The organism is Neorhizobium descurainiae (genome assembly GCF_051400715.1).
Taxonomy (GTDB): Bacteria; Pseudomonadota; Alphaproteobacteria; order Rhizobiales; family Rhizobiaceae; genus Neorhizobium.
On the sequence record NZ_JBLFFK010000002.1, the window covers coordinates 203,057 to 221,207 of the forward strand.

The 18,151-nt window shown below is 63.4% G+C and carries 17 protein-coding genes; 11 read left to right on the top strand and 6 right to left on the bottom strand.

Annotation, left to right across the window (positions count from 1 at the left end; all coding sequences use genetic code 11):
* The first annotated feature begins 79 nt into the window (after nt 1-79).
* The gene (locus ACMGE0_RS04550; RefSeq protein ID WP_436814682.1) at nt 80-730 is read left to right on the top strand and encodes a class I SAM-dependent methyltransferase; all 651 of its coding nucleotides are present in this window, start codon (nt 80-82) and stop codon (nt 728-730) included.
* Between the two features lie 5 nt (nt 731-735).
* Here the strand turns inward: ACMGE0_RS04550 and ACMGE0_RS04555 are convergent, their stop codons facing one another.
* Nucleotides 736-1,587, bottom strand: coding sequence for a MurR/RpiR family transcriptional regulator (locus ACMGE0_RS04555; RefSeq protein WP_436814683.1), 852 nt, complete (start codon nt 1,585-1,587; stop codon nt 736-738).
* Between the two features lie 220 nt (nt 1,588-1,807).
* Between ACMGE0_RS04555 and murA the strand changes: the two genes are divergently transcribed.
* The 10 genes from murA to ACMGE0_RS04605 all read left to right on the top strand — a co-directional run bounded on the left by murA (nt 1,808) and on the right by ACMGE0_RS04605 (nt 13,385).
* A complete protein-coding gene (gene murA, locus ACMGE0_RS04560) occupies nt 1,808-3,064 on the top strand; it encodes a UDP-N-acetylglucosamine 1-carboxyvinyltransferase (protein WP_436814684.1) in 1,257 nt (418 codons plus the stop codon).
* Nucleotides 3,061-3,990: a glucosamine kinase nucleotide-binding domain-containing protein gene (locus ACMGE0_RS04565; RefSeq protein ID WP_436814685.1), complete on the top strand. Its 930-nt coding sequence runs from the start codon at nt 3,061-3,063 to the stop codon at nt 3,988-3,990. Before murA ends, ACMGE0_RS04565 begins: the two co-directional genes overlap by 4 nt.
* A gap of 138 nt (nt 3,991-4,128) precedes the next feature.
* The gene (murQ, locus tag ACMGE0_RS04570) at nt 4,129-5,052 is read left to right on the top strand and encodes an N-acetylmuramic acid 6-phosphate etherase (protein ID WP_436814686.1); all 924 of its coding nucleotides are present in this window, start codon (nt 4,129-4,131) and stop codon (nt 5,050-5,052) included.
* A gap of 78 nt (nt 5,053-5,130) precedes the next feature.
* Nucleotides 5,131-6,654, top strand: a complete 1,524-nt coding sequence (locus tag ACMGE0_RS04575; RefSeq protein WP_436814687.1) for an ABC transporter substrate-binding protein — start codon at nt 5,131-5,133, stop codon at nt 6,652-6,654.
* A gap of 38 nt (nt 6,655-6,692) precedes the next feature.
* A complete protein-coding gene (locus ACMGE0_RS04580; protein ID WP_436814688.1) occupies nt 6,693-7,655 on the top strand; it encodes an ABC transporter permease in 963 nt (320 codons plus the stop codon).
* Nucleotides 7,655-8,494 (top strand): ABC transporter permease, encoded by an 840-nt coding sequence (locus ACMGE0_RS04585; RefSeq protein ID WP_436814689.1) that lies wholly within the window; start codon nt 7,655-7,657, stop codon nt 8,492-8,494. The genes ACMGE0_RS04580 and ACMGE0_RS04585 overlap by 1 nt, the downstream gene beginning before the upstream one ends.
* A complete protein-coding gene (locus ACMGE0_RS04590) occupies nt 8,491-10,248 on the top strand; it encodes an ABC transporter ATP-binding protein (protein WP_436814690.1) in 1,758 nt (585 codons plus the stop codon). Before ACMGE0_RS04585 ends, ACMGE0_RS04590 begins: the two co-directional genes overlap by 4 nt.
* 11 nt (nt 10,249-10,259) lie before the next feature.
* Nucleotides 10,260-11,291 carry a serine hydrolase domain-containing protein gene (locus ACMGE0_RS04595; protein WP_436814691.1) on the top strand — a complete coding sequence of 344 codons (1,032 nt, stop codon included), beginning with the start codon at nt 10,260-10,262 and terminating at the stop codon, nt 11,289-11,291.
* Between the two features lie 10 nt (nt 11,292-11,301).
* The gene (locus tag ACMGE0_RS04600; RefSeq protein WP_436814692.1) at nt 11,302-12,417 is read left to right on the top strand and encodes an anhydro-N-acetylmuramic acid kinase; all 1,116 of its coding nucleotides are present in this window, start codon (nt 11,302-11,304) and stop codon (nt 12,415-12,417) included.
* A 47-nt stretch (nt 12,418-12,464) separates the two neighbouring features.
* A complete protein-coding gene (locus ACMGE0_RS04605; RefSeq protein WP_436814693.1) occupies nt 12,465-13,385 on the top strand; it encodes a DMT family transporter in 921 nt (306 codons plus the stop codon).
* Here the strand turns inward: ACMGE0_RS04605 and ACMGE0_RS04610 are convergent.
* The 5 genes from ACMGE0_RS04610 to ACMGE0_RS04630 all read right to left on the bottom strand — a co-directional run bounded on the left by ACMGE0_RS04610 (nt 13,382) and on the right by ACMGE0_RS04630 (nt 18,133).
* A complete protein-coding gene (locus tag ACMGE0_RS04610; protein ID WP_436814694.1) occupies nt 13,382-14,125 on the bottom strand; it encodes an ABC transporter permease in 744 nt (247 codons plus the stop codon). The two genes, ACMGE0_RS04605 and ACMGE0_RS04610, sit on opposite strands and share 4 nt — an antisense overlap.
* On the bottom strand, nt 14,122-15,060 hold the full coding sequence (locus ACMGE0_RS04615; protein ID WP_436814695.1) for an ABC transporter ATP-binding protein: 939 nt from the start codon (nt 15,058-15,060) through the stop codon (nt 14,122-14,124). The genes ACMGE0_RS04610 and ACMGE0_RS04615 overlap by 4 nt, the downstream gene beginning before the upstream one ends.
* Nucleotides 15,057-16,223 (bottom strand): ABC transporter permease, encoded by a 1,167-nt coding sequence (locus tag ACMGE0_RS04620; protein ID WP_436814696.1) that lies wholly within the window; start codon nt 16,221-16,223, stop codon nt 15,057-15,059. The genes ACMGE0_RS04615 and ACMGE0_RS04620 overlap by 4 nt, the downstream gene beginning before the upstream one ends.
* A gap of 96 nt (nt 16,224-16,319) precedes the next feature.
* Nucleotides 16,320-17,231 (bottom strand): glycine betaine ABC transporter substrate-binding protein OsmF, encoded by a 912-nt coding sequence (osmF, locus tag ACMGE0_RS04625; protein ID WP_436814697.1) that lies wholly within the window; start codon nt 17,229-17,231, stop codon nt 16,320-16,322.
* 167 nt (nt 17,232-17,398) lie between these two features.
* Nucleotides 17,399-18,133, bottom strand: a complete 735-nt coding sequence (locus ACMGE0_RS04630; RefSeq protein WP_436814698.1) for a transporter substrate-binding domain-containing protein — start codon at nt 18,131-18,133, stop codon at nt 17,399-17,401.
* Nucleotides 18,134-18,151 lie beyond the last annotated feature (18 nt).

An 18,151-nucleotide genomic window follows, 5' to 3' on the forward strand; every position in this document is an offset into this window, starting at 1 on the left:
GCAAAACATTCGCCAAGCGGAACTATCGTCTCCGTTTCGAGTTACAACCGACAGTGGGCCACTTGAGGGGGAGACGATCTTGGCAGCGATCCGCAACAGCTCCGAACATCAGCAGAAAGTGTATGAACGCTGGGCTCCGGTCTACGACCGGGTCTATCGCGGCCTGTTGAAAGACGGGCACCGTACCGTCGCAAGACTGGCCGCGGAAGCAGGCCGTGATATCCTCGAAGTCGGCGTCGGCACGGGGCTTGTTCTCCCCTATTATCCGAAGCAGTGCAGCGTCACCGGCATCGATCTGTCCGAGCATATGATCGCCAGGGCGCGGGAAAAGGTAGCCCGGAACCGGCTCTTTCACGTCCGGGCGCTCCAGGTCATGGATGCCCACCGCCTCCAATTCGCAGACCGGTCGTTCGATGCCGTCTGCCTGCCTTTTGTCATCACGCTGATCCCCGACCCGGAACGGGCGCTCGACGAATGCGCCCGTGTGCTGAGGCCCGGGGGAGAGATCATCATCGCCAGCAAGCTCGGCGACGGACGCGGCCTTCAGGGCGCGATCGAAGAGGCTGTCGCACCGCTCGTACATAAGGTGGGCTGGAGCTCGGCCTTCCGCATCGCCCGGATTGCCGAATGGGCCGAGCGCCGCGGCGATTTCGAAGTGGCGGATATCCGCCGTGTCTTCCCCAACGGTTTCTTCAAGGTCATGCGGCTGAAACATCGCGTCCGCCACTGACCGGGCTATTTTGCCTTCAGCACCGAGACCGCAAGCTCGCTGTTATGGACATATTCGTTGGCGTCCGGCTGACGCTGGACGAGCAGGATGAACAAGAGGTCCGTCAACATGAGCTGCGCGTCGCGCGCGGTGATGGACGACGAACGGACCCGTTCCTCGTCGGCCACCGTATAAAGCCGGATATTCGCCACCTGCAGAAGAGGACCGCCGTTGAGACCCGTCACGGCGATGACCGTGGCGCCGCGCTCGCGCGCCAGTTCGGCGATCCTGAGCGTTTCGATACTGGCGCCGGAATAGGAAAGCGCGAAGAGCACGTCGCCCTTGGCGAGCGTCGAGACATTGGCCATCTGCACATGGCTGTCGCTGTCATGCAGCACGTTCCGGCCGAGTTTCATGAGCTTGTAGGAAAAGTCGCGTGCCACCAACGAGGAAGCGCCTACCCCTGCCATATGGATGCGGCGCGCGTCGTTCAGCGCCGTCAGCGCCCGCTCGATCTCTTGTTCGCTGTTGACGGCAAGCGTCTGCTGCATCGAGAGCATCTTGCTGCCGATCAGCTTCTGCAAGATGGTCAGATAGCTGTCACCGACCTCAATCGTGCCGTGGATCATGCCAGGCGGCGCATGCCATTCCTGCGCCTTCGCCTCGCTGACCGCGAGCTTCAAGTCCTGATATCCCGCAAAGCCCAGCTTCTGGCTGAATTTGACGACGCTCGACTGGCTGCGGCCGGTCTCGGCGGCAAGGGCGGCGGAAGAAAGCCGCAGCATCTGATCCGGATTGTCGAGGATGAACTGGCCGATCTCGCGGTCCGCCGGCGCCATGTCCTCGAGCTGTGCGTTGATCTTTTTTAAGACTGACATGCGTTCCTTTGGAAGCTTCGCAAACCCGCCCACTGCGGATGGAGGATATCACCGCGGCTCAGACCTGCAACACGTTTCCACTCCTGAGGCTTCATCAGCTATCGCGAAATGGGCCATTCCGCGGAATAAAAAATTCCGAATGATTGACACCGGGTTTGGGAGGTCTAGTCTCGAACTCATTAGGTGAGTCAGCTTAAATCTTTCTTCGGCAGGTTTCGTCATGGACAGATTGCGCATCGTCGGCGGTCATCGGCTTCAGGGCGCCGTCACCATTGCCGGCGCGAAGAACGCGGCGCTGCCGCAGATCGCGGCGGCGCTTCTAAGCCCCTACCCGGTCGAGCTTACCAACCTGCCGCAGGTCAGCGACGTGGAAAACATGCTCGGCGTCATCGGCCTGCACGGGGCCGAGGTGACCCGCTCCGCCCATTCCACGACTATCGACGCCAAAGCGATCGTCTCGAAGGAGACTTCCTACGACACCGTGCGCAGGATGCGTGCGACGGTGCTTGTGCTGGCGCCCCTGCTCGCCCGCTTCGGCCATGCACGCGTCTCGATGCCGGGCGGCTGCGCCATCGGCGCGCGGCCCGTCGACATGCACATCAAGGCGCTCGCGGCGCTCGGCGCGGAGATCGGCATCGAAAGCGGGCTGATCGTCGCCGCTGCGCCGAACGGCTTGAAGGGGACACGTATCGTTCTCTCCTCACCGTCCGTCGGCGCCACCGAAACGGCCATGATGGCGGCCACGGCTGCCAAGGGCGAGACGGAAATCCTCAATGCCGCGCGCGAGCCGGAAGTCGCCGATCTTGCCGCCTGCCTCGCCGCCATGGGCGCAAGGATCGAAGGCGCCGGCACCCACCGGATCCTCATCGAAGGCTCGACCACCTGGCAGCCGGCGAAACATCACGGCATTCCCGACCGGATCGAGGCGGGCACCTATGCGGTGGCGGCGGCGATCACCGGCGGCATGCTCGAACTCACCAATGCGCGGCTCGAAAGCATGGCTTCCGTCGTACAGGTGCTGGAGGCCATGGGTGTCAGCATCTGGCCGAGCGACCGCGGCCTCGTCGTCTCGCGCGAAGGCCCGCTGAAGGCCGCCGACATCACCACCGAGCCCTATCCCGGCTTCCCGACCGACCTGCAGGCGCAGTTCATGGCATTGGCTGCGTGTGCGGAAGGCGCCTCCCTGATCCGCGAAACCGTGTTCGAAAGCCGTTTCATGCATGTGCCGGAGCTGATGCGGCTCGGGGCCAATGTTTCTCTGCAGGGCACGACGGCGCTGGTGCGCGGCGGCGCACCGCTCAAGGGTGCTCAGGTGATGGCGACCGACCTGCGCGCTTCCGTTTCCCTCGTCCTGGCCGGGCTGGTGTCCAAAGGTGAAACGATCGTCAACCGCGTCTACCATCTCGACCGCGGCTATGAGCAGCTCGACCGCAAACTCCGGCTCTGCGGCGCCGATATCGAACGGCTGAGCGCATGACGGCGGGAGCGGAACATTACTTCCTGGGCGTCGATGGCGGCGGCACCGGCTGCCGCGCCCGCATCGAGGATGGTTCCGGCGCCGTGCTGGGGCAAGGCCTTTCCGGTCCCGCCACGACGCGGCTCGGCATCGAGGAAGCATGGGCCTCCATCTCCCGCGCCTTTAAGGCGGCTCTGGATGAAGCCGGACTTGGACCGGATGAGGTCGCCCGCACCCATGTCGGCATCGGCCTTGCCGGGATCGGCCGAAAGGGGGCGCTGGAAGCCCTGCAGGCAATCCCCCATCCCTTTGCCGCTATCGACTTCACGAGCGACGGCATGGGCGCCTGCCTCGGAGCCCATTCCGGGCGCGACGGCGCGATCGTGATCGCCGGCACCGGCTCTATCGGGCTCGGCTTCGTGGAGGGCCGCAGCCTGCGCGTCGGAGGCTACGGCTTTCCGATTTCCGACGAGGGCAGCGGCGCCGATCTGGGCCTCAAGGCAGTCCAGTTGGCGCTGAGAGCCAATGACGGCAGGCTGGAAAAGACCGCCTTGCTGACGGAGATCATGCAGCGTTTCCAGAACGATCCGATGGAAGCGGTCGCCTGGATGGATCGCGCGACGGCAACCGATTACGCGGCACTCGCCCCCATGGTCATGCGCCATGCCGATCAGGGCGATTCCGCCGGCCGCCGCGTCGTCCAGAGCGCGGCGGAACAGATCGACACGCTGGTACGCACGCTCTTCGATCTCGGCGCCCCGCGCGTGACGCTTCTCGGCGGCCTCTCGACCCCGCTCGAACCCTGGCTGGCGCCGGATGTCCGCCGCCGCCTCAAGCCCGCCGACGGCGATGCCGTCTCCGGCGCCATCATCCTCGCCCGCAAGGCCGCCCAAGCTCGCCGATCCGCGGATTTCAGAGGCGTAAAAAATCTACCGCAATTGGAATAAAATATTCCAATTGTCGATTGACTGACGGAATGAACAATCCTAATTTCTTAACAAAACGCAACCAGCAAGCGAGAAGGCCGTGGCATGACGCAGATCTTGCGGAAGGCAGTCTCTGAGCCTGATTTCGAAGGTAGAATCATGAGCGATGCGCGGCTGATAGCCGAACTGGAAAGGCTGGTTTCCGAAGGCCGCAATCCGCGATCCATGGATATCGACCTTCTGCCGACGGTCGACGTGCTGCGCGAAATCAATGAGGAAGACAAAGGCGTACCCGCGGCCGTCGAAAAGGTGATCCCTCAGATCGCGGAGGCCGTCGACGAAATCGTCAAGGCGTTCCAGAAAGGCGGCCGCCTCGTCTATATCGGCGCCGGCACCAGCGGCCGGCTGGGCGTGCTCGATGCGTCCGAATGCCCTCCGACCTTCAGCGTGCCGGAAGGCATGGTCGTCGGGCTGATCGCCGGCGGTGCGCACGCCCTGCAACACTCGGTCGAAGGTGCCGAGGACGATCCGGAAGAGGGCCGGCAGGCGCTTGCCGATGTCGGGCTGACGGCGGATGACGTGGTCGTCGGCATCGCGGTCAGCGGCCGCACGCCCTATGTCATCGGCGCGCTCAACTACGCGAAGTCGCTGGGCGCCAAAACGGTCGCCCTCTCCTGCAATCCCGGTTCGGTGATCGCCGCGATTGCCGACGTCGCCATTTCGCCGGTCGTCGGCCCGGAAATCCTCACCGGCTCGACGCGGTTGAAATCCGGCACGGCGCAAAAGCTCGTGCTCAACATGCTGACGACCGCGAGCATGATCCGCATCGGCAAGAGCTATCAGAACCTGATGGTCGATCTGCACGCCAGCAACCAGAAGCTCGTAGCGCGCGCCGCGCGCATCGTCATGCAGGCAACTGGCTGCACACCGGAAGAAGCGCGCCGCGCGCTGGACCTGACCGGCAACGACGTCAAGCCCGCGATCCTGATCCAGTTGACGGGGATGGATGTGGATGCGGCGCGCACCGCGCTTGACAATGCCGGAGGCTTCCTTCGGAAAGCGATAAATGGGAAGACAGCGTAAAGCTGCTGAATGACCGCCCGACCGCCTGAACGGTCGGGCTAAAAAGGCGAACGAATCTCAAAGAGAGGGAGAATTGAAATGGGAAGGCATTTTTCGGCAAAGCAGGTTTCCGGCCTGGCGCTGGCCGTAGCACTCGGGACCGCGGTCGCGGCCGGCCCTGCCTCGGCCGCGACGCTGCGCATGGCCTGGTCGCAGGATGCAACGGGGCTCGATCCCCACAAGCAGACCGCGTTTTCCTCGATCCGCCTGCTGGAACTGATTTACGAGCCGCTGGTGCGTCTCGACAAGGACCTGCAGATCGTTCCGGCGGTCGCGTCCTCGTGGCAATTCTCCGCCGACGGCAAGGAGCTTACCTTCAAGCTCAATCCCAACGCCAAGTTCCAGGACGGCAAGCCCGTAACTCCGGCGGACGTGAAAGCGTCCTTCGAGCGCATCCTCGACGAGAAGACGGCAGCGGCCGCACGCGCCAACTTCGGCTCGATCGCCAGCATCGAAACCCCGGACCAGACGACCGTCACCTTCAAGCTCTCGCGGCCGGACGTGCCGCTGCTGACGGCGATGGCGAGCATCAATGCCGCGATCGCGCCGGCGGCGGAAATCGCGGCCGGCTCGGTCGGGACGAAGGCGCTCGGCTCCGGCCCGTTCAAGCTGGAAAGGTGGGATCCGAATTCCAAGGAAATCCTGACCGCCAACAAGGATTGGGCCGGCGGCAAGGTCGCGGTCGACGGCATCGACATCAGCGTCCTGCCCGACGAAACCGCCATCCTTGCGTCCCTGCGCACGAAACAGATCGATTTCGCACTTCTGAACGACCCGCTGGTCGCCACCTTGGTGCCGAAGGAGACGAACCTGATCCTGAACCGCACGCCGGTTCTTGCCTATCACGTTCTTCAGTTGAACCCTGCCCGCAAGCCGATGGACAATCTCGCCGTGCGCCAGGCGATCTCTTGCGCCATCGACCGGCAGGACGTCCTCGATACGGCCTCCGTAGGCGAAGGCAAGGTGACTGGCCCGCTGACCATGCCGGGCTACACCACCGATGCCGGCACGCTGTTCTGCTACCAGCGCGATGTCGAGAAAGCCAAGAAACTGATGGCCGATGCGGGCTTTGCGGACGGCTTCTCGGCAACCGTCATCGCTGCCAACGGCGAGCCGGCAACCGCTGCTGCCGAAGCGCAGGTCATCCAGTCGCAGCTTGCGGAAATCGGCGTCAAGCTCGACATCAAGATGATGGAACTGAACGTCTATGTCGACGCCTGGCTGAAGGGGGATTTCGACATGGCGGTTGCGCTGAACGGCGGCCGTGCCGATCCCTACTCCATGTACAACCGCTACTGGACGAAGAGCGGCAACCTGCAGAAGGTTGCGAACTATATCGACGACACGCTCGACAGCCTCATGCAGAAGGGCCGCGAGGAAACCGACCCCGCCAAGCGCAAGGCGATCTTCGCAGACTTCGAGAAACATCTCGTCGAAGTTTCGCCCTGGGTCTGGCTCTACACGTCCTACAGCTATACGGCACAGCAGAAAACCGTTCAGGGCTTCGTACCGACTCCGGAAGGCTCCCTGTTCGGCCTGAGCAAGATCAGCATCCAGCAGTGACGATCGGCTGACATGACGGATACGAGGTTGGTTGATCCATGAGTTACCTGACGCGACGGCTCTTCACGTTTCCGCTCGTCATGCTCGGGGTTTCCATCCTCGTCTTCGTGGCGATCCGTCTGGTGCCGGGCGACGCGATCACGGCGATGCTCGGAACCGAGGCTGGTCTTCTGACGCCGGCGCAAAGGGATGCGCTGGCGGGCTATTTCGGCATCGACCAGCCGATCCTGGTGCAATACTGGCGTTGGCTCATCGGCGTCTTCCAGGGCGATCTCGGTATTTCCGTCACCTATGGCCGGCCGGTGCTGGGCGTCATCCTGGAACGTTTCCCCCTGACGCTTCAGCTTGCCTTGATGTCCATGTGCGTCGCGCTTCTCGTCGGCCTGCCGGCCGGCGTCTTCGCAGCCACCCGTAACGAGAAGATGTCCGACCTCGGCGTCCGCATCTTCGCGATGATCGGCCAGTCGACCCCGAATTTCGTCGTCGGCCTGCTGATCATCTACGCCCTGTCGGCGGGCTTCGGCATACTGCCGGTCATGGGGGAGTTCACGCCCCTCTTCACCGATCCGCTGCGCAATCTCGGCCAGATGATCCTTCCGGCTATAACACTGGGTTTCGCCTTCGCCGCCTCCGTCACCCGCATCTCACGATCCGCCATGCTGGACGTCCTGAGCGACGACTATGTCCGCACCGCACGGGCCAAGGGCGCGTCGAAGCGCAGCGTCATCTGGCGCCACGCGCTGCCCAATGCGCTGATTCCGGTCGTGACCTTAAGCGGCGTGGAATTCGGCTATCTGCTCGGCGGCGCGGTTCTGGTGGAACAGATCTATGCCCTGCCCGGCCTCGGCCGCCTCGTCCTCGACGCCATCCTGCAGCGCGACTATGCGCTGGTGCAGGGCTGCGTCCTTTTCATCGCCTTCAATTTCATGGTGGTCAATCTGCTCGTCGACCTCACTTACGCCGCGCTCGATCCGCGCATCCGTCTCGGAGAAGGCGGCTGATGTCGATGCTGCGTGCAATCTTTTCCCATGCGAGCGGCAGGATCGGCGGCACGATCGTCGTCATCTACGTCGTCGTCGCGCTGCTCGGCATGTTCGATATCACCCCGCACAATCCGCTGCAGCAATACCGCATCGACCGGCTGCATGCGCCGAATGCGACCTACTGGATGGGCACCGACCTCTTTGGCCGCGACGTCGCAAGCCGCCTGATGAAAGGCATCGGTCAGTCCTTCCTCGTCGGCTTCTGCTCCGTGGCGCTGGCGACGATCGCCGGCACGGTGCTCGGCTTGACCGCCGCCTGGTTCGGCAGGGCCTGGGATGGGTTGGTGATGCGCGTCATGGATGTGCTGCTCGCCTTCCCTGCAATTCTGCTGGCGCTTCTCATCATCGCCGTCGCCGGTCCCGGCACCTGGACGAGCGTGGCGGCGATCGCCATCGTCTACACGCCGATCTTCACGCGCGTGGTACGTGGCCCGGCGCTCTCCATCAAATCGCGCGAATTCGTCGATGCCGCCCGCACTTTCGGTTCGAGCCGGCGCTATATCCTGACCCGTCACCTGCTCTTGAACCTGGTCGCACCGCTGACCGTCCAGGTGACCCTTGCGCTCGCCTGGTCGCTCTTGACCGAAGCGGGCCTCTCCTTCCTTGGCCTCGGCACGCAACCCCCTGCCTCCTCACTCGGCCTGATGCTGGCGGACAGCCGTAACCTGATGGAAACCGCGCCCTGGCTGCTGATCTTCCCGGCGTTGGCGATCATGATCAGCATTCTTGGCTTCAACCTGCTCGGCGATGCGCTGCGCGACATCCTCGACCCCCGGACGAGGAGCCGGCCGGCATGACCAGTCCGCTCCTATCCGTATCGAATTTGCGTGTCGGCTTCGGGCGCGACCCGTTGAAGAACGAGATTGTCAAGGGCGTCGGCTTCGACCTCGCAGCCGGAGAAACGCTGGCGATCGTCGGCGAAAGCGGCTCGGGCAAATCCGTGACCGCGCTCTCCGTCAACCGCCTTGTCGATTTCGGCGGCGGCCGCATCATCGGCGGCTCGATCAACTTCAAGCGCCGTGATGGCAGCGTCCTCGACCTGGCTCAAGCTGGCGAGCCGGTACTCGAAAAGATCCGCGGCTCCGAGATCGGCATGATCTTCCAGGAGCCGATGACCTCGCTCAATCCGGTACTGACCATCGGTACGCAGATCGAGGAATCCTTCCGTTTGCATCGAGGCCTGACCGGCAAGCAGGCGACCGCGGCAGCCAGGGATGCGCTGGATCGCGTGCGCATTCCCGATGCCGCAAGGCGTTTGAAATATTGCCCGAACCAGCTCTCCGGCGGCATGCTCCAGCGGGTGATGATCGCAACCGCGCTCGCCTGCAATCCGCGCCTCTTGATCGCGGACGAGCCCACGACCGCGCTAGACGTGACAGTGCAGGCGCAAATCATGGCACTGCTGGGCGAACTGAAGCGCGAGACCGGCATGGCGATGATCTTCATCACCCATGACATCGGCCTTGTCGCCGGCATCGCCGACCAGATCATGGTCATGCAGGCCGGCGAGGCGGTGGAACAGGGGCAGCTTGACCAGGTCCTCGACCGGCCGCAGCACCCCTACACGCAGCATCTGTTGAGCGCTGTGCCGCATTTCGAATCCGGCCGCGCGGCCCGTTCGGATTTCAGCCGGGAGAAAGCTCAACTCCCTGCCCTGACCGTCGACGGCCTGACGGTGCGCTTCAAGGTTTCGGGCGGGCTGCTCAGCCGTTCGCCGGGCTCGGTCCATGCCGTGGAAAATGTCGGCTTCGACCTGATGCCGGGCGAGACGCTGGCGATCGTCGGAGAAAGCGGCTCCGGCAAATCCACCACGGCGCGCGCAATCCTTGGTCTTGTGCGCCCGACCCGCGGCCGTTTCTCGTCCCATGGCTTAACAGATAGGGCCGGCAGCGTCGCCGACACGACCGATCCGAGCGTCCAGATGGTGTTTCAGAACCCCTACGCCTCGCTCAATCCGCGGCTTCGGATCGACAGCATCCTTGCCGAGCCGGTCATCGCCGCCGGCGGCCGGATAAACGCTGGAACCCGCGACAAGATGAGGGCGCTCCTGAAGCGTGTCGGCCTGCCGGAGGACAGTCTTGAGCGCTACCCGCATCAGTTCTCCGGCGGTCAGCGGCAGCGCCTCTGCATCGCCCGCGCGCTGATGCTCAATCCATCTGTCGTCGTCCTCGACGAAGCTGTCTCGGCGCTCGACGTCTCGGTGCAGGCGAAGGTGCTGGAACTGCTGATCGACCTGCAGAAGGAATACGGTCTTGCCTATCTTTTCGTGTCCCATGACATGGCGGTCGTGGAACGCATCGCCCATCGCATCGCCGTGCTTTATGCAGGACAGATCGTCGAAATCGGCGATGCCGCTTCGGTACTTTCCAATCCGCAGCATTCCTATACAAAGCGGTTGATTTCCGCCGTGCCGAGCATCGATCGCCGCAACCAGCATTTCGAGCTCGATACGCGCCAGGTTCCGTCCCTCGTCCGCCCACCCGGTTTTGAGCCGCCGGCAGCGCAATGGCGGGATTTCGGACCGGATCACCGGGCGCGGGCGGAGGCCTGAGGAACAGGACCATGGACGACCGGACCCGAACCACCGCCGATGCCGAGCTGACCGCAATCTTCGAGCGGGCGTTCGCACCGCTGAGGAAATCGGTGGCGGACAAGCGCATTCCAGGCGGCGTGTTCGGCATCGTCGACCTGAAACACGGCCGCATGACACGCGCGATCGGAGCGGCGCAAATCACTCCGGCCATCCGGCCGATGACATTGGACACATGGTTCGACCTCGCCTCGCTGACCAAGGTGATCTTCACCACGACGCGTGTCCTAAAACTGGTGGACGAAGGCGTAATCGACCTCGACGCGCCTCTCACCACGCTCCTGCCCGACCTGCGTCAGTACGATGCCGAGGCCTGGGAGCGGAAAGTCACCTTCCGTCAGTGCCTCGGCCATCAGACGCCTTTTCCGGCCGTCGTGCCGATCTATACCTACGGCCGCGACCCGGAGCTCTTGCGTGCCTTCATCCTGCAGCGGGAATGGCGCGCTGGTCCCCCCGTCTATTCCGATATCAACTTCATCCTGCTCGGTTTCGCCCTCGAACGGCTGACCGGCAAGACGCTGCGCGACCTCGATCCCGGCCCGGGCTTCGCCTGGTCCGCCGATCCGGAAAATTCCGCCGCCACGGAGGACTGCACCTGGCGGCATCGCGTGCTCTCGGGCGAAGTGCATGACGACAACTGCTCTGCGCTGCAAGGCTCGGGCCATGCCGGCCTGTTCGGCACCGTGACTTCGGTCCTCGATTTCGCTGAAAGCCTGCTCAACGGCACGGGCGCTTCGAAAGAGGCTATCAGGCTGATGCGCACGCCGCTTTCCGACAAACGTACCCATGGCTGGGAGCAGCCCTATCCCGGCTGGTGGGGTGGCAACACCTGCAGCCCCGGCACGATCGGCCATACAGGCTTCACCGGCACCGCTTTGTGGATCGATCTCGACAGAGGCCGCGCCTGGACGCTGCTCACCAATCGCATTCATCCGACCCGCCATTTCGACAGCGGCATCTTGGCGCTCCGGCAGGCGGTCGGCGATCTCGTCAATCAAACTTGAGGATTTCACGATGGAGCCAATCTGGGCCGTCGGCCTGATGACCGGAACCGTTCTCGACGGCAATATCGACGTGGCTCTCCTCAAGACGGACGGCGAGACGGTCGACACTTTCGGCGCTTATACGCTCGCCCCCTATCCCCCGGAAATCCGCGCGCTCCTCGAAGAAACGCTGAAACAGGCCCGCGCCTGGAATTTCGATGGTCCCGATCCTGCGATCTTCCGTGAGGCGGAGGAAGCGCTGACACGCGCCCAATCACAAGCCGTAAAGGACCTTGTGGAGAGCTATGGGCTTACCATGGCCGATATCGGCATCGTCGGCTTCCACGGTCAGACGGTATTGCATCGCGCCCCAACGAAGGAAAGGCTCGGCGACACGCGCCAGCTTGGCGACGGCGAGCTCATGGCTTCGATCCTCGGCTGCAAGGTCGCCTATGACTTCCGATCGGCGGACGTTCGCGCCGGCGGCCAGGGCGCTCCGCTCGCCGCCGCCTACCATGCCGCACTGCTGCGCAGTCTCGACACCTCCGGCGATACGGCCGTGCTCAATCTCGGCGGCGTCGCCAACATCACCTGGTGGGACGGCAAGGACCTCATCATCGCCTTCGACACCGGCCCCGCCAATGCGCCGCTCAACGACTTCGTGAAGGCGCGCGGCCTCGGCGACATGGACAGGAACGGTGCGCTTGGGGCTTCCGGCAAGGTCGATGAAGAACGCCTCGCCAAGCTGCTCCGGCATCCCTACCTCACCGCGCCCTATCCGAAATCGCTCGACCGTTTCGACTTTACCGCGGCTATGGCTGACGGTCTCGACGACGCGTCGGGTGCCGCAACCCTTTCCGCCTTCACGGCATCGGCCGTCGGCAAGGCCCTCGATCTCCTGCCGCGCCGGCCGAAGCGGCTGATCGTCAGCGGCGGTGGCCGACATAACCCGACGATCATGGCGATGCTCGAAAGCCGGGCCGGCGCGAAGGCCGTTTCCGCCGATGAATTCGGCTGGCGGGGCGATGCGGTGGAAGCGGAGTGTTTCGCCTTTCTTGCCGTCCGCGTGCTGCGCGGCCTGCCGATCAGCTTCCCGACGACGACGGGGGCGCCAAAGCCCTTGCAAGGCGGACGGCTAGCAGGGTAAGCCGCAGCTTTCAAAATCGAGATCAGAGTCGGGAGCGCTCGAACATCATGACCAAAAGAGCGGCTTACGCCATGGGCGGCAACGCAGTCCTGCTTGGCGTCCTTCTGATGCTGCTCGGCGATTTCATGTTCGCGCTGAACGACGCCATGGGCAAATGGCTGGTGGCCAGTTTTTCCGTCGGTCAGGTCCTGCTGATCCGCTCGATCGGCGCATTTTTCGTGCTCGGACCGATGCTTAGCCGCCAGCCGGCCTCGGCGCTGTACAGGGTGGAGAAGCCCCAGCTTCATGTGCTGCGCGTGATCCTCGCCACCGCCGATACCGGACTTTTCTACGCGGCCGTCGTCTACCTGCCGCTCGCCGACGTCATGACCTTCTACATGGCCGGACCGATCTATGTGGCGGCGCTGTCCCACTTCCTGCTCGGCGAACGCATCGGCTGGCGGCGCTGGCTCGCGGTCCTGATCGGCTTCATCGGCGTCGTCATCGCATTGCGCCCCTCTTCCGAAATGCTGTCCTGGCCGTCGGTCTTCGGCCTGGTCGGCAGCCTGTCCTTCGCGCTCACGCTGGTGCTCAACCGCATGCTGCGCTCGACGCCGGATGCGACGCTCGTCACCTGGCAGACGCTCGCATGCCTGATTGCCGGAGCGTTCCTCACGATCGGCAATTGGAGCCCGTTCAATACCGGCGAACTCCTGGCCCTGCTCCTGCTCGGCGTCGTATCCTGCGCCGCACATCTGCTGATCACCCGCTCGCTGAAACTGGCGCCAGCCTCGGTGCTGGCACCGCTGCAATATACGCTGCTGCTCTGGGCGATCGTTCTCGGCTGGGCGTTCTTCGGCGATTTTCCCGATGCCCAGACATTGACCGGTGCCGCGATCATCGTGCTGGCCGGCTTGTTCATCTTCCATCGCGGCAACCTGAAACAGGACGCGGAGCCCACGGTTCCGACCGATTCAAGCCACGGCTAATAGGTCCGGACCTTGCGGGTCAGCATCGCCTCGATCGCTGACAGCCCGTCGTAAATCAGCACCGCGAGTGCGCCGACGATCAGGCCACCCTGTAGGATGAAGGCGAGATTGTTCGACTGTAGCCCCGCGATGATCACCTCGCCCAGCGTCTTGGCCGCCACCGTCGAGCCGATCGTCGCCGTCGCAAGACTGATGACCACGGAAAGCCGGATGCCGGCCACCATCACCGGCAGCGAAAGCGGCAGTTCGACCTGAATGAGCCGCTGCAGGGGCGTCATGCCGGAACCGCGGGCCGCTTCCATCACGGAGCGCGGCAGATTGGTGAGCGCCGTCAGCGTATTTTCGAAGATCGGCAGCAAGCCGTAGAGGAAAAGTGCGATCAGCGTCGGCCTTTCGCCGAACCCGACGGCCGGCACGGCGAGCGCCAACACTGCGACCGGGGGAAACGTTTGGCCGATATTCACGAGGCTGCGGGAAAGCGCCAGGAATTCCGCCCCGAACGGCCTTGTGACGAGGATCGCCAGCAGCACTGCGATGATCGTTGCGGCCAAGGTTGCGATGAAGACCGTCCTTAAATGCTGGAGCGTCAAACCGAGAAGGCTTCCCTGATTGTAGATGGCCGGTGCGTTCGGCTGCACCAACGGCTTCAGGAGCGGCTCGAAACTCCCCGGCGACACCAGAAAAGCAACCAGCAGAACGAGCAGCAAGCCGCGAAGGATCGTCGGCGCCCGGACCCTCATCGGCGCCTCGCGCCGCGCTTGAGAAGTGTTTCGAGGGTGACCCGCCCCATAGGCGCGCCGCTGGCGGAGATGACGGGCAGCGCTTTCCGCCCGGTCCAGATCAGATCGGCAAGTGCCTCCTGCTGGCTCCTGTCCTCACGGATCGGCTCCCCCTCGGCTTCGCCGGGCTCTGCCGCCGCTCCGGTCCTGGCGATCGAAAGCAGGCGGAACGGCCGCTCGCCATCGCCGATCAGCGTCTCGACGAATGGCGTGGCCGGAACGCGCACGAGATCTGCCGGCGGGCCGTATTGCAATACCTGTCCTTTGTCCATAACCGCAATCTTATCAGCGAGATGAAACGCTTCGTTCATGTCATGCGTGACAAGCACGATCGTCGTGCCGAAATGTTTCTGGATCGCCAGCAGGTCCTCCTGCGCCTTGGCGCGGATGATCGGGTCGAGCGCGCCGAACGGCTCGTCCATCAGAAGCACGTTCGGCTCGGCGGCAAGCGCGCGGGCGACGCCGACGCGCTGCTGCTGACCGCCGGAAAGCTCGTGCGGATATCGTGGTCCGAAAGTTTTCGGGTCAAGCTGGAAAAGCATCAGCAATTCCTCGACCTTTGCATCGATGCGCGATTTCTGCCAGCCGAGCAGGCCCGGCACGGTGGCGATGTTCTGCGCCACGGTACGATGCGGGAAAAGCCCATGTCCCTGGATGGCATAACCGATCCGGCGGCGCAGCTCGTAGCCGGGGATCGAACGGTTGTCCTCGCCGTCGAGCCTGATCGAGCCCTCGCTCGGCTCCACCAGACGGTTGATCATACGGATAAGCGTCGTCTTGCCCGAACCGGACGTGCCGACAATCACGGTGACCGTGCGCGGCTCGATCACCATCGAGACGTTGTCGACCACGGTTATACCGTCGTAGCGCTTGGTGATGGCGTCGATCTCGATCATCTGGTGTTCGCTCCGTTCGGCACGCGGGTGTTCATTTCGACCAGGGCATCGAGCACGACGGCGGCGGCAAAGGCGAGCGCGACGGTCGGCACGGCACCGAGCAGCACGAGATCCATGGCCGTCTGCCCGATGCCCTGGAAGACGAAGACGCCGAAGCCTCCGCCGCCGATCAGCGCCGCGATCGTCGCCATGCCGATGTTCTGGACGAGCACGATGCGTATGCCTGTCAGGATGACCGGCAGCGCCAGCGGAAACTCGATCTGGAAGAGCCGCTGACGGTCCGTCATGCCGATCCCACGCGCTGCGTCATTGGCTTCACGCGGCACGCCCGCAAGACCGACGACCGTGTTGGCGACCACCGGCAGCAGGGAATAAAGAAAAAGCGCCACGAAAGCCGGCGCGACTCCGATGCCATGGATGCCGATCGCCGCCGCGCCTGGCACGGTTGCCGAAATCCACGCCAGCGGGCCTATCAGGATGCCGAACAGTGCGATCGACGGGATCGTCTGGATGAGGTTCAATGTGTTCAGCACGGCGGCCCTAAGCGGCTCCACACGGTGACAGAGGATGCCGAGCGGCAATCCCACCATCACGGCGGCAAACAGCGAGCCGAGCGCCAGTGTCACGTGTCGGCCCGCCTCGATCCAGAAGACGTCGGCGCGGCCGGCATATTCCTTCATGATAGAAAGCCCGTCCCAGCTTCCCGACATGAGGACGGTACCGATTCCGACAGCCACCACGATGAGGAATAAGACGCGCATCCAGGGCGGCGGCGCAAGCCGCGTGATCGCATCGGCGGCCAGCAACGCAAAAGCGAACAGCAGGAGCCAGAATCCCGAGGCTGGAGAGACGCGGGCATAGCTGTTGCCGTCGGGCGTCAGAAAGCCTGCGGCGAGACCGATCGAAAGCGTCAATGACGCCAGTGCAGCGGCCGCCGCTGTCAGCTTCAGCCACGAGGATGCTCGAAAGAGTGCTGCGATTGCGGCCAGGAACAGTATAGCGAGCACACCGAAACCCGCCCACGCCGGCAAGGCGTCGAGGATCGCCTTCGCCTCTCCCTGTAATATGCGATTGGGCTTGAGCGTCGCAAAGGCCGCCCAGAAAGTCCCGTAGAGAGCGATCAGGGCGATGACGATGCCGAGCTTGTCGAACTTTATCCTCAAACCGCTCCCCTGCGTGGCGGTGTCCAGTCCCGATGAAAAAGCCGGATGCTTCGAGGCACCCGGCTCATGTTGGCACGAAAGCCGCCCGAAACGGAACTACTTCAGGAAGCCGTTCTTCTTGAGGAAATCCTCGGCAACCGCCTTGGCCGGCTCGCCGCCCACCTGAACGCGGCCGTTGAGATCCTGCAGCGTGACAAGATCGAGCTTTTCGAAAACCGGTTTCAGCAGGCTTTCGATATTCGGATTTTTCTTGAGCGCCTCTTCGCGGATGATCGGCGCAGGCTGGTAGACGGGCTGCACGCCCTTGTCGTCTTCCAAAACCACGAGACCGGAAGGCGCAATGCCGCCATCGGTACCGTAGACCATGGCCGCATTCGCGCCATTGGTCTGGTTGGCGGCCGCAGCGATCGTCGCGGCGGTATCGCCGCCCGACAGCGTGATGAGCTGCTCCGGTTTCAGTTGGAAACCATATGTGGTCTGGAAAGCCGGCAGGGCCGCGGCGGAGTTGACGAATTCGGAAGAGGCCGCCAGCACGATCTTGCCGCCGCCCGCAACATATTTTCCGAAATCCGTAAGCGTCTTCAGGTTGCCGGCATCCGCGACATCCTTGCGGAGCGCGATCGCCCAGGTGTTGTTGGCGGAGGATGGAGTCAGCCAGACGATCTTGTTGGCGTCGTAGTCGAGCTTCTTGACCGCCTCATAGGCCTGCTGCGGGTTCTTCCAGGCCGGATCGTCGGCCTTCTCGAAGAAAAACGCACCGTTTCCGGTATATTCCGGATAGATATCGATCTCGCCGGCGGTGATCGCCTTGCGGACGACCGGCGTCGCGCCAAGCTGGATGCGGTCGGTTGCCTCGATATTGTTGGCCTTCAACATGGCGAGGATGATATTGCCGAGCACGCCGCCTTCGGTATCGATCTTGGAAGAGACGACGACCTGGGCATTGGCCATGGTGGCCGAAACACCGAGCGCGAGAGCAATGCCCAGCAGCTTCGTTTTCAGTGACATAACAGGACTTCCTCCAGATTGCGGGCATATGCTCGCATAGATTCAAAACGAGAACAAATGAAAAACCTCCGTCTATGTAGGGCGGCTCGCGGAATGTGCGAGTCCCTTTCAACGGTCCTTGGTTTGAATTCTACGACGCTAATGAACGCGCGAGGAAGTATGGGGGCTCAGGCGACGGGCACGGTCACGTCGGCATGGCCACTGTCCGCCAGGAATTGCCGGACAAGACCGTTTGCCTTCATCTCCGCGACGAATGCCGCGACGAATTTTGCCGCAAGCGGCCTTGTCGAACTGACGCCGACGGCCTGCGGAATGGTCATGAAGGGTGTCGCCATCACATCGAATGCGGGGTGATCGGCCACCACCTTCCGCATCGCCTGCCGAACGCCGGCAAGACCGTCGATCTGACCGCTATCGAGAGCGGCGATTGCTTCGGCGAAACTGTCGAAACGCGTGAGCCGGCCGCCTTTGCCGGTCCGCGACAGATGAAGCTCGTAAGCGCTATCCTTGACCGCCCCGATCCGCAGTTGAAGCCGGTCCACATCTTCCAGCGTTTTCGCCTCGCCATCGGCGCGGACAAGATACGCTCCCTCGATCAGCACATAGGGTTCGCTATAGGCGATCCGCTCGGCGCGCTCAGGGTCGATGGCCAGAAAGCAGACGTCCCATTCGCCTGTATCCACGCTGCCGGAAACCGCGCCGGCCTTGTCGTAATGCCGGAAGGCGATCGGAAGCTTCAGCCGGCCGGCCAGCGCCCTTGCCAGATCGACGGACACACCGCTCGGGCTGTCGTCTGTCGGTCCGCGGCGAACAAGGACGACATTTCCGTGATTGAGTGCGCATTTCAACGTGCCGGAGGGCGCGATCTCCTTCCGGACCGCATCGAGATCGGACTGCCGCAAGATTTTCCTCCCGATTGT

Bases quoted from the DNA above. Each gene is read 5' to 3' on its own strand.
- ACMGE0_RS04565 (WP_436814685.1), top strand. From the start codon at position 3,061: ATGACGGCGGGAGCGGAACATTACTTCCTGGGCGTCGATGGCGGCGGC.
- ACMGE0_RS04585 (WP_436814689.1), top strand. From the start codon at position 7,655: ATGTCGATGCTGCGTGCAATCTTTTCCCATGCGAGCGGCAGGATCGGC.
- ACMGE0_RS04615 (WP_436814695.1), bottom strand. From the start codon at position 15,060: ATGATCGAGATCGACGCCATCACCAAGCGCTACGACGGTATAACCGTG.
- ACMGE0_RS04590 (WP_436814690.1), top strand. From the start codon at position 8,491: ATGACCAGTCCGCTCCTATCCGTATCGAATTTGCGTGTCGGCTTCGGG.
- murQ (WP_436814686.1), top strand. From the start codon at position 4,129: ATGAGCGATGCGCGGCTGATAGCCGAACTGGAAAGGCTGGTTTCCGAA.
- ACMGE0_RS04580 (WP_436814688.1), top strand. From the start codon at position 6,693: ATGAGTTACCTGACGCGACGGCTCTTCACGTTTCCGCTCGTCATGCTC.
- murA (WP_436814684.1), top strand. From the start codon at position 1,808: ATGGACAGATTGCGCATCGTCGGCGGTCATCGGCTTCAGGGCGCCGTC.
- ACMGE0_RS04555 (WP_436814683.1), bottom strand. From the start codon at position 1,587: ATGTCAGTCTTAAAAAAGATCAACGCACAGCTCGAGGACATGGCGCCG.
- ACMGE0_RS04605 (WP_436814693.1), top strand. From the start codon at position 12,465: ATGACCAAAAGAGCGGCTTACGCCATGGGCGGCAACGCAGTCCTGCTT.
- osmF (WP_436814697.1), bottom strand. From the start codon at position 17,231: ATGTCACTGAAAACGAAGCTGCTGGGCATTGCTCTCGCGCTCGGTGTT.
- ACMGE0_RS04610 (WP_436814694.1), bottom strand. From the start codon at position 14,125: ATGAGGGTCCGGGCGCCGACGATCCTTCGCGGCTTGCTGCTCGTTCTG.
- ACMGE0_RS04600 (WP_436814692.1), top strand. From the start codon at position 11,302: ATGGAGCCAATCTGGGCCGTCGGCCTGATGACCGGAACCGTTCTCGAC.
- ACMGE0_RS04575 (WP_436814687.1), top strand. From the start codon at position 5,131: ATGGGAAGGCATTTTTCGGCAAAGCAGGTTTCCGGCCTGGCGCTGGCC.
- ACMGE0_RS04595 (WP_436814691.1), top strand. From the start codon at position 10,260: ATGGACGACCGGACCCGAACCACCGCCGATGCCGAGCTGACCGCAATC.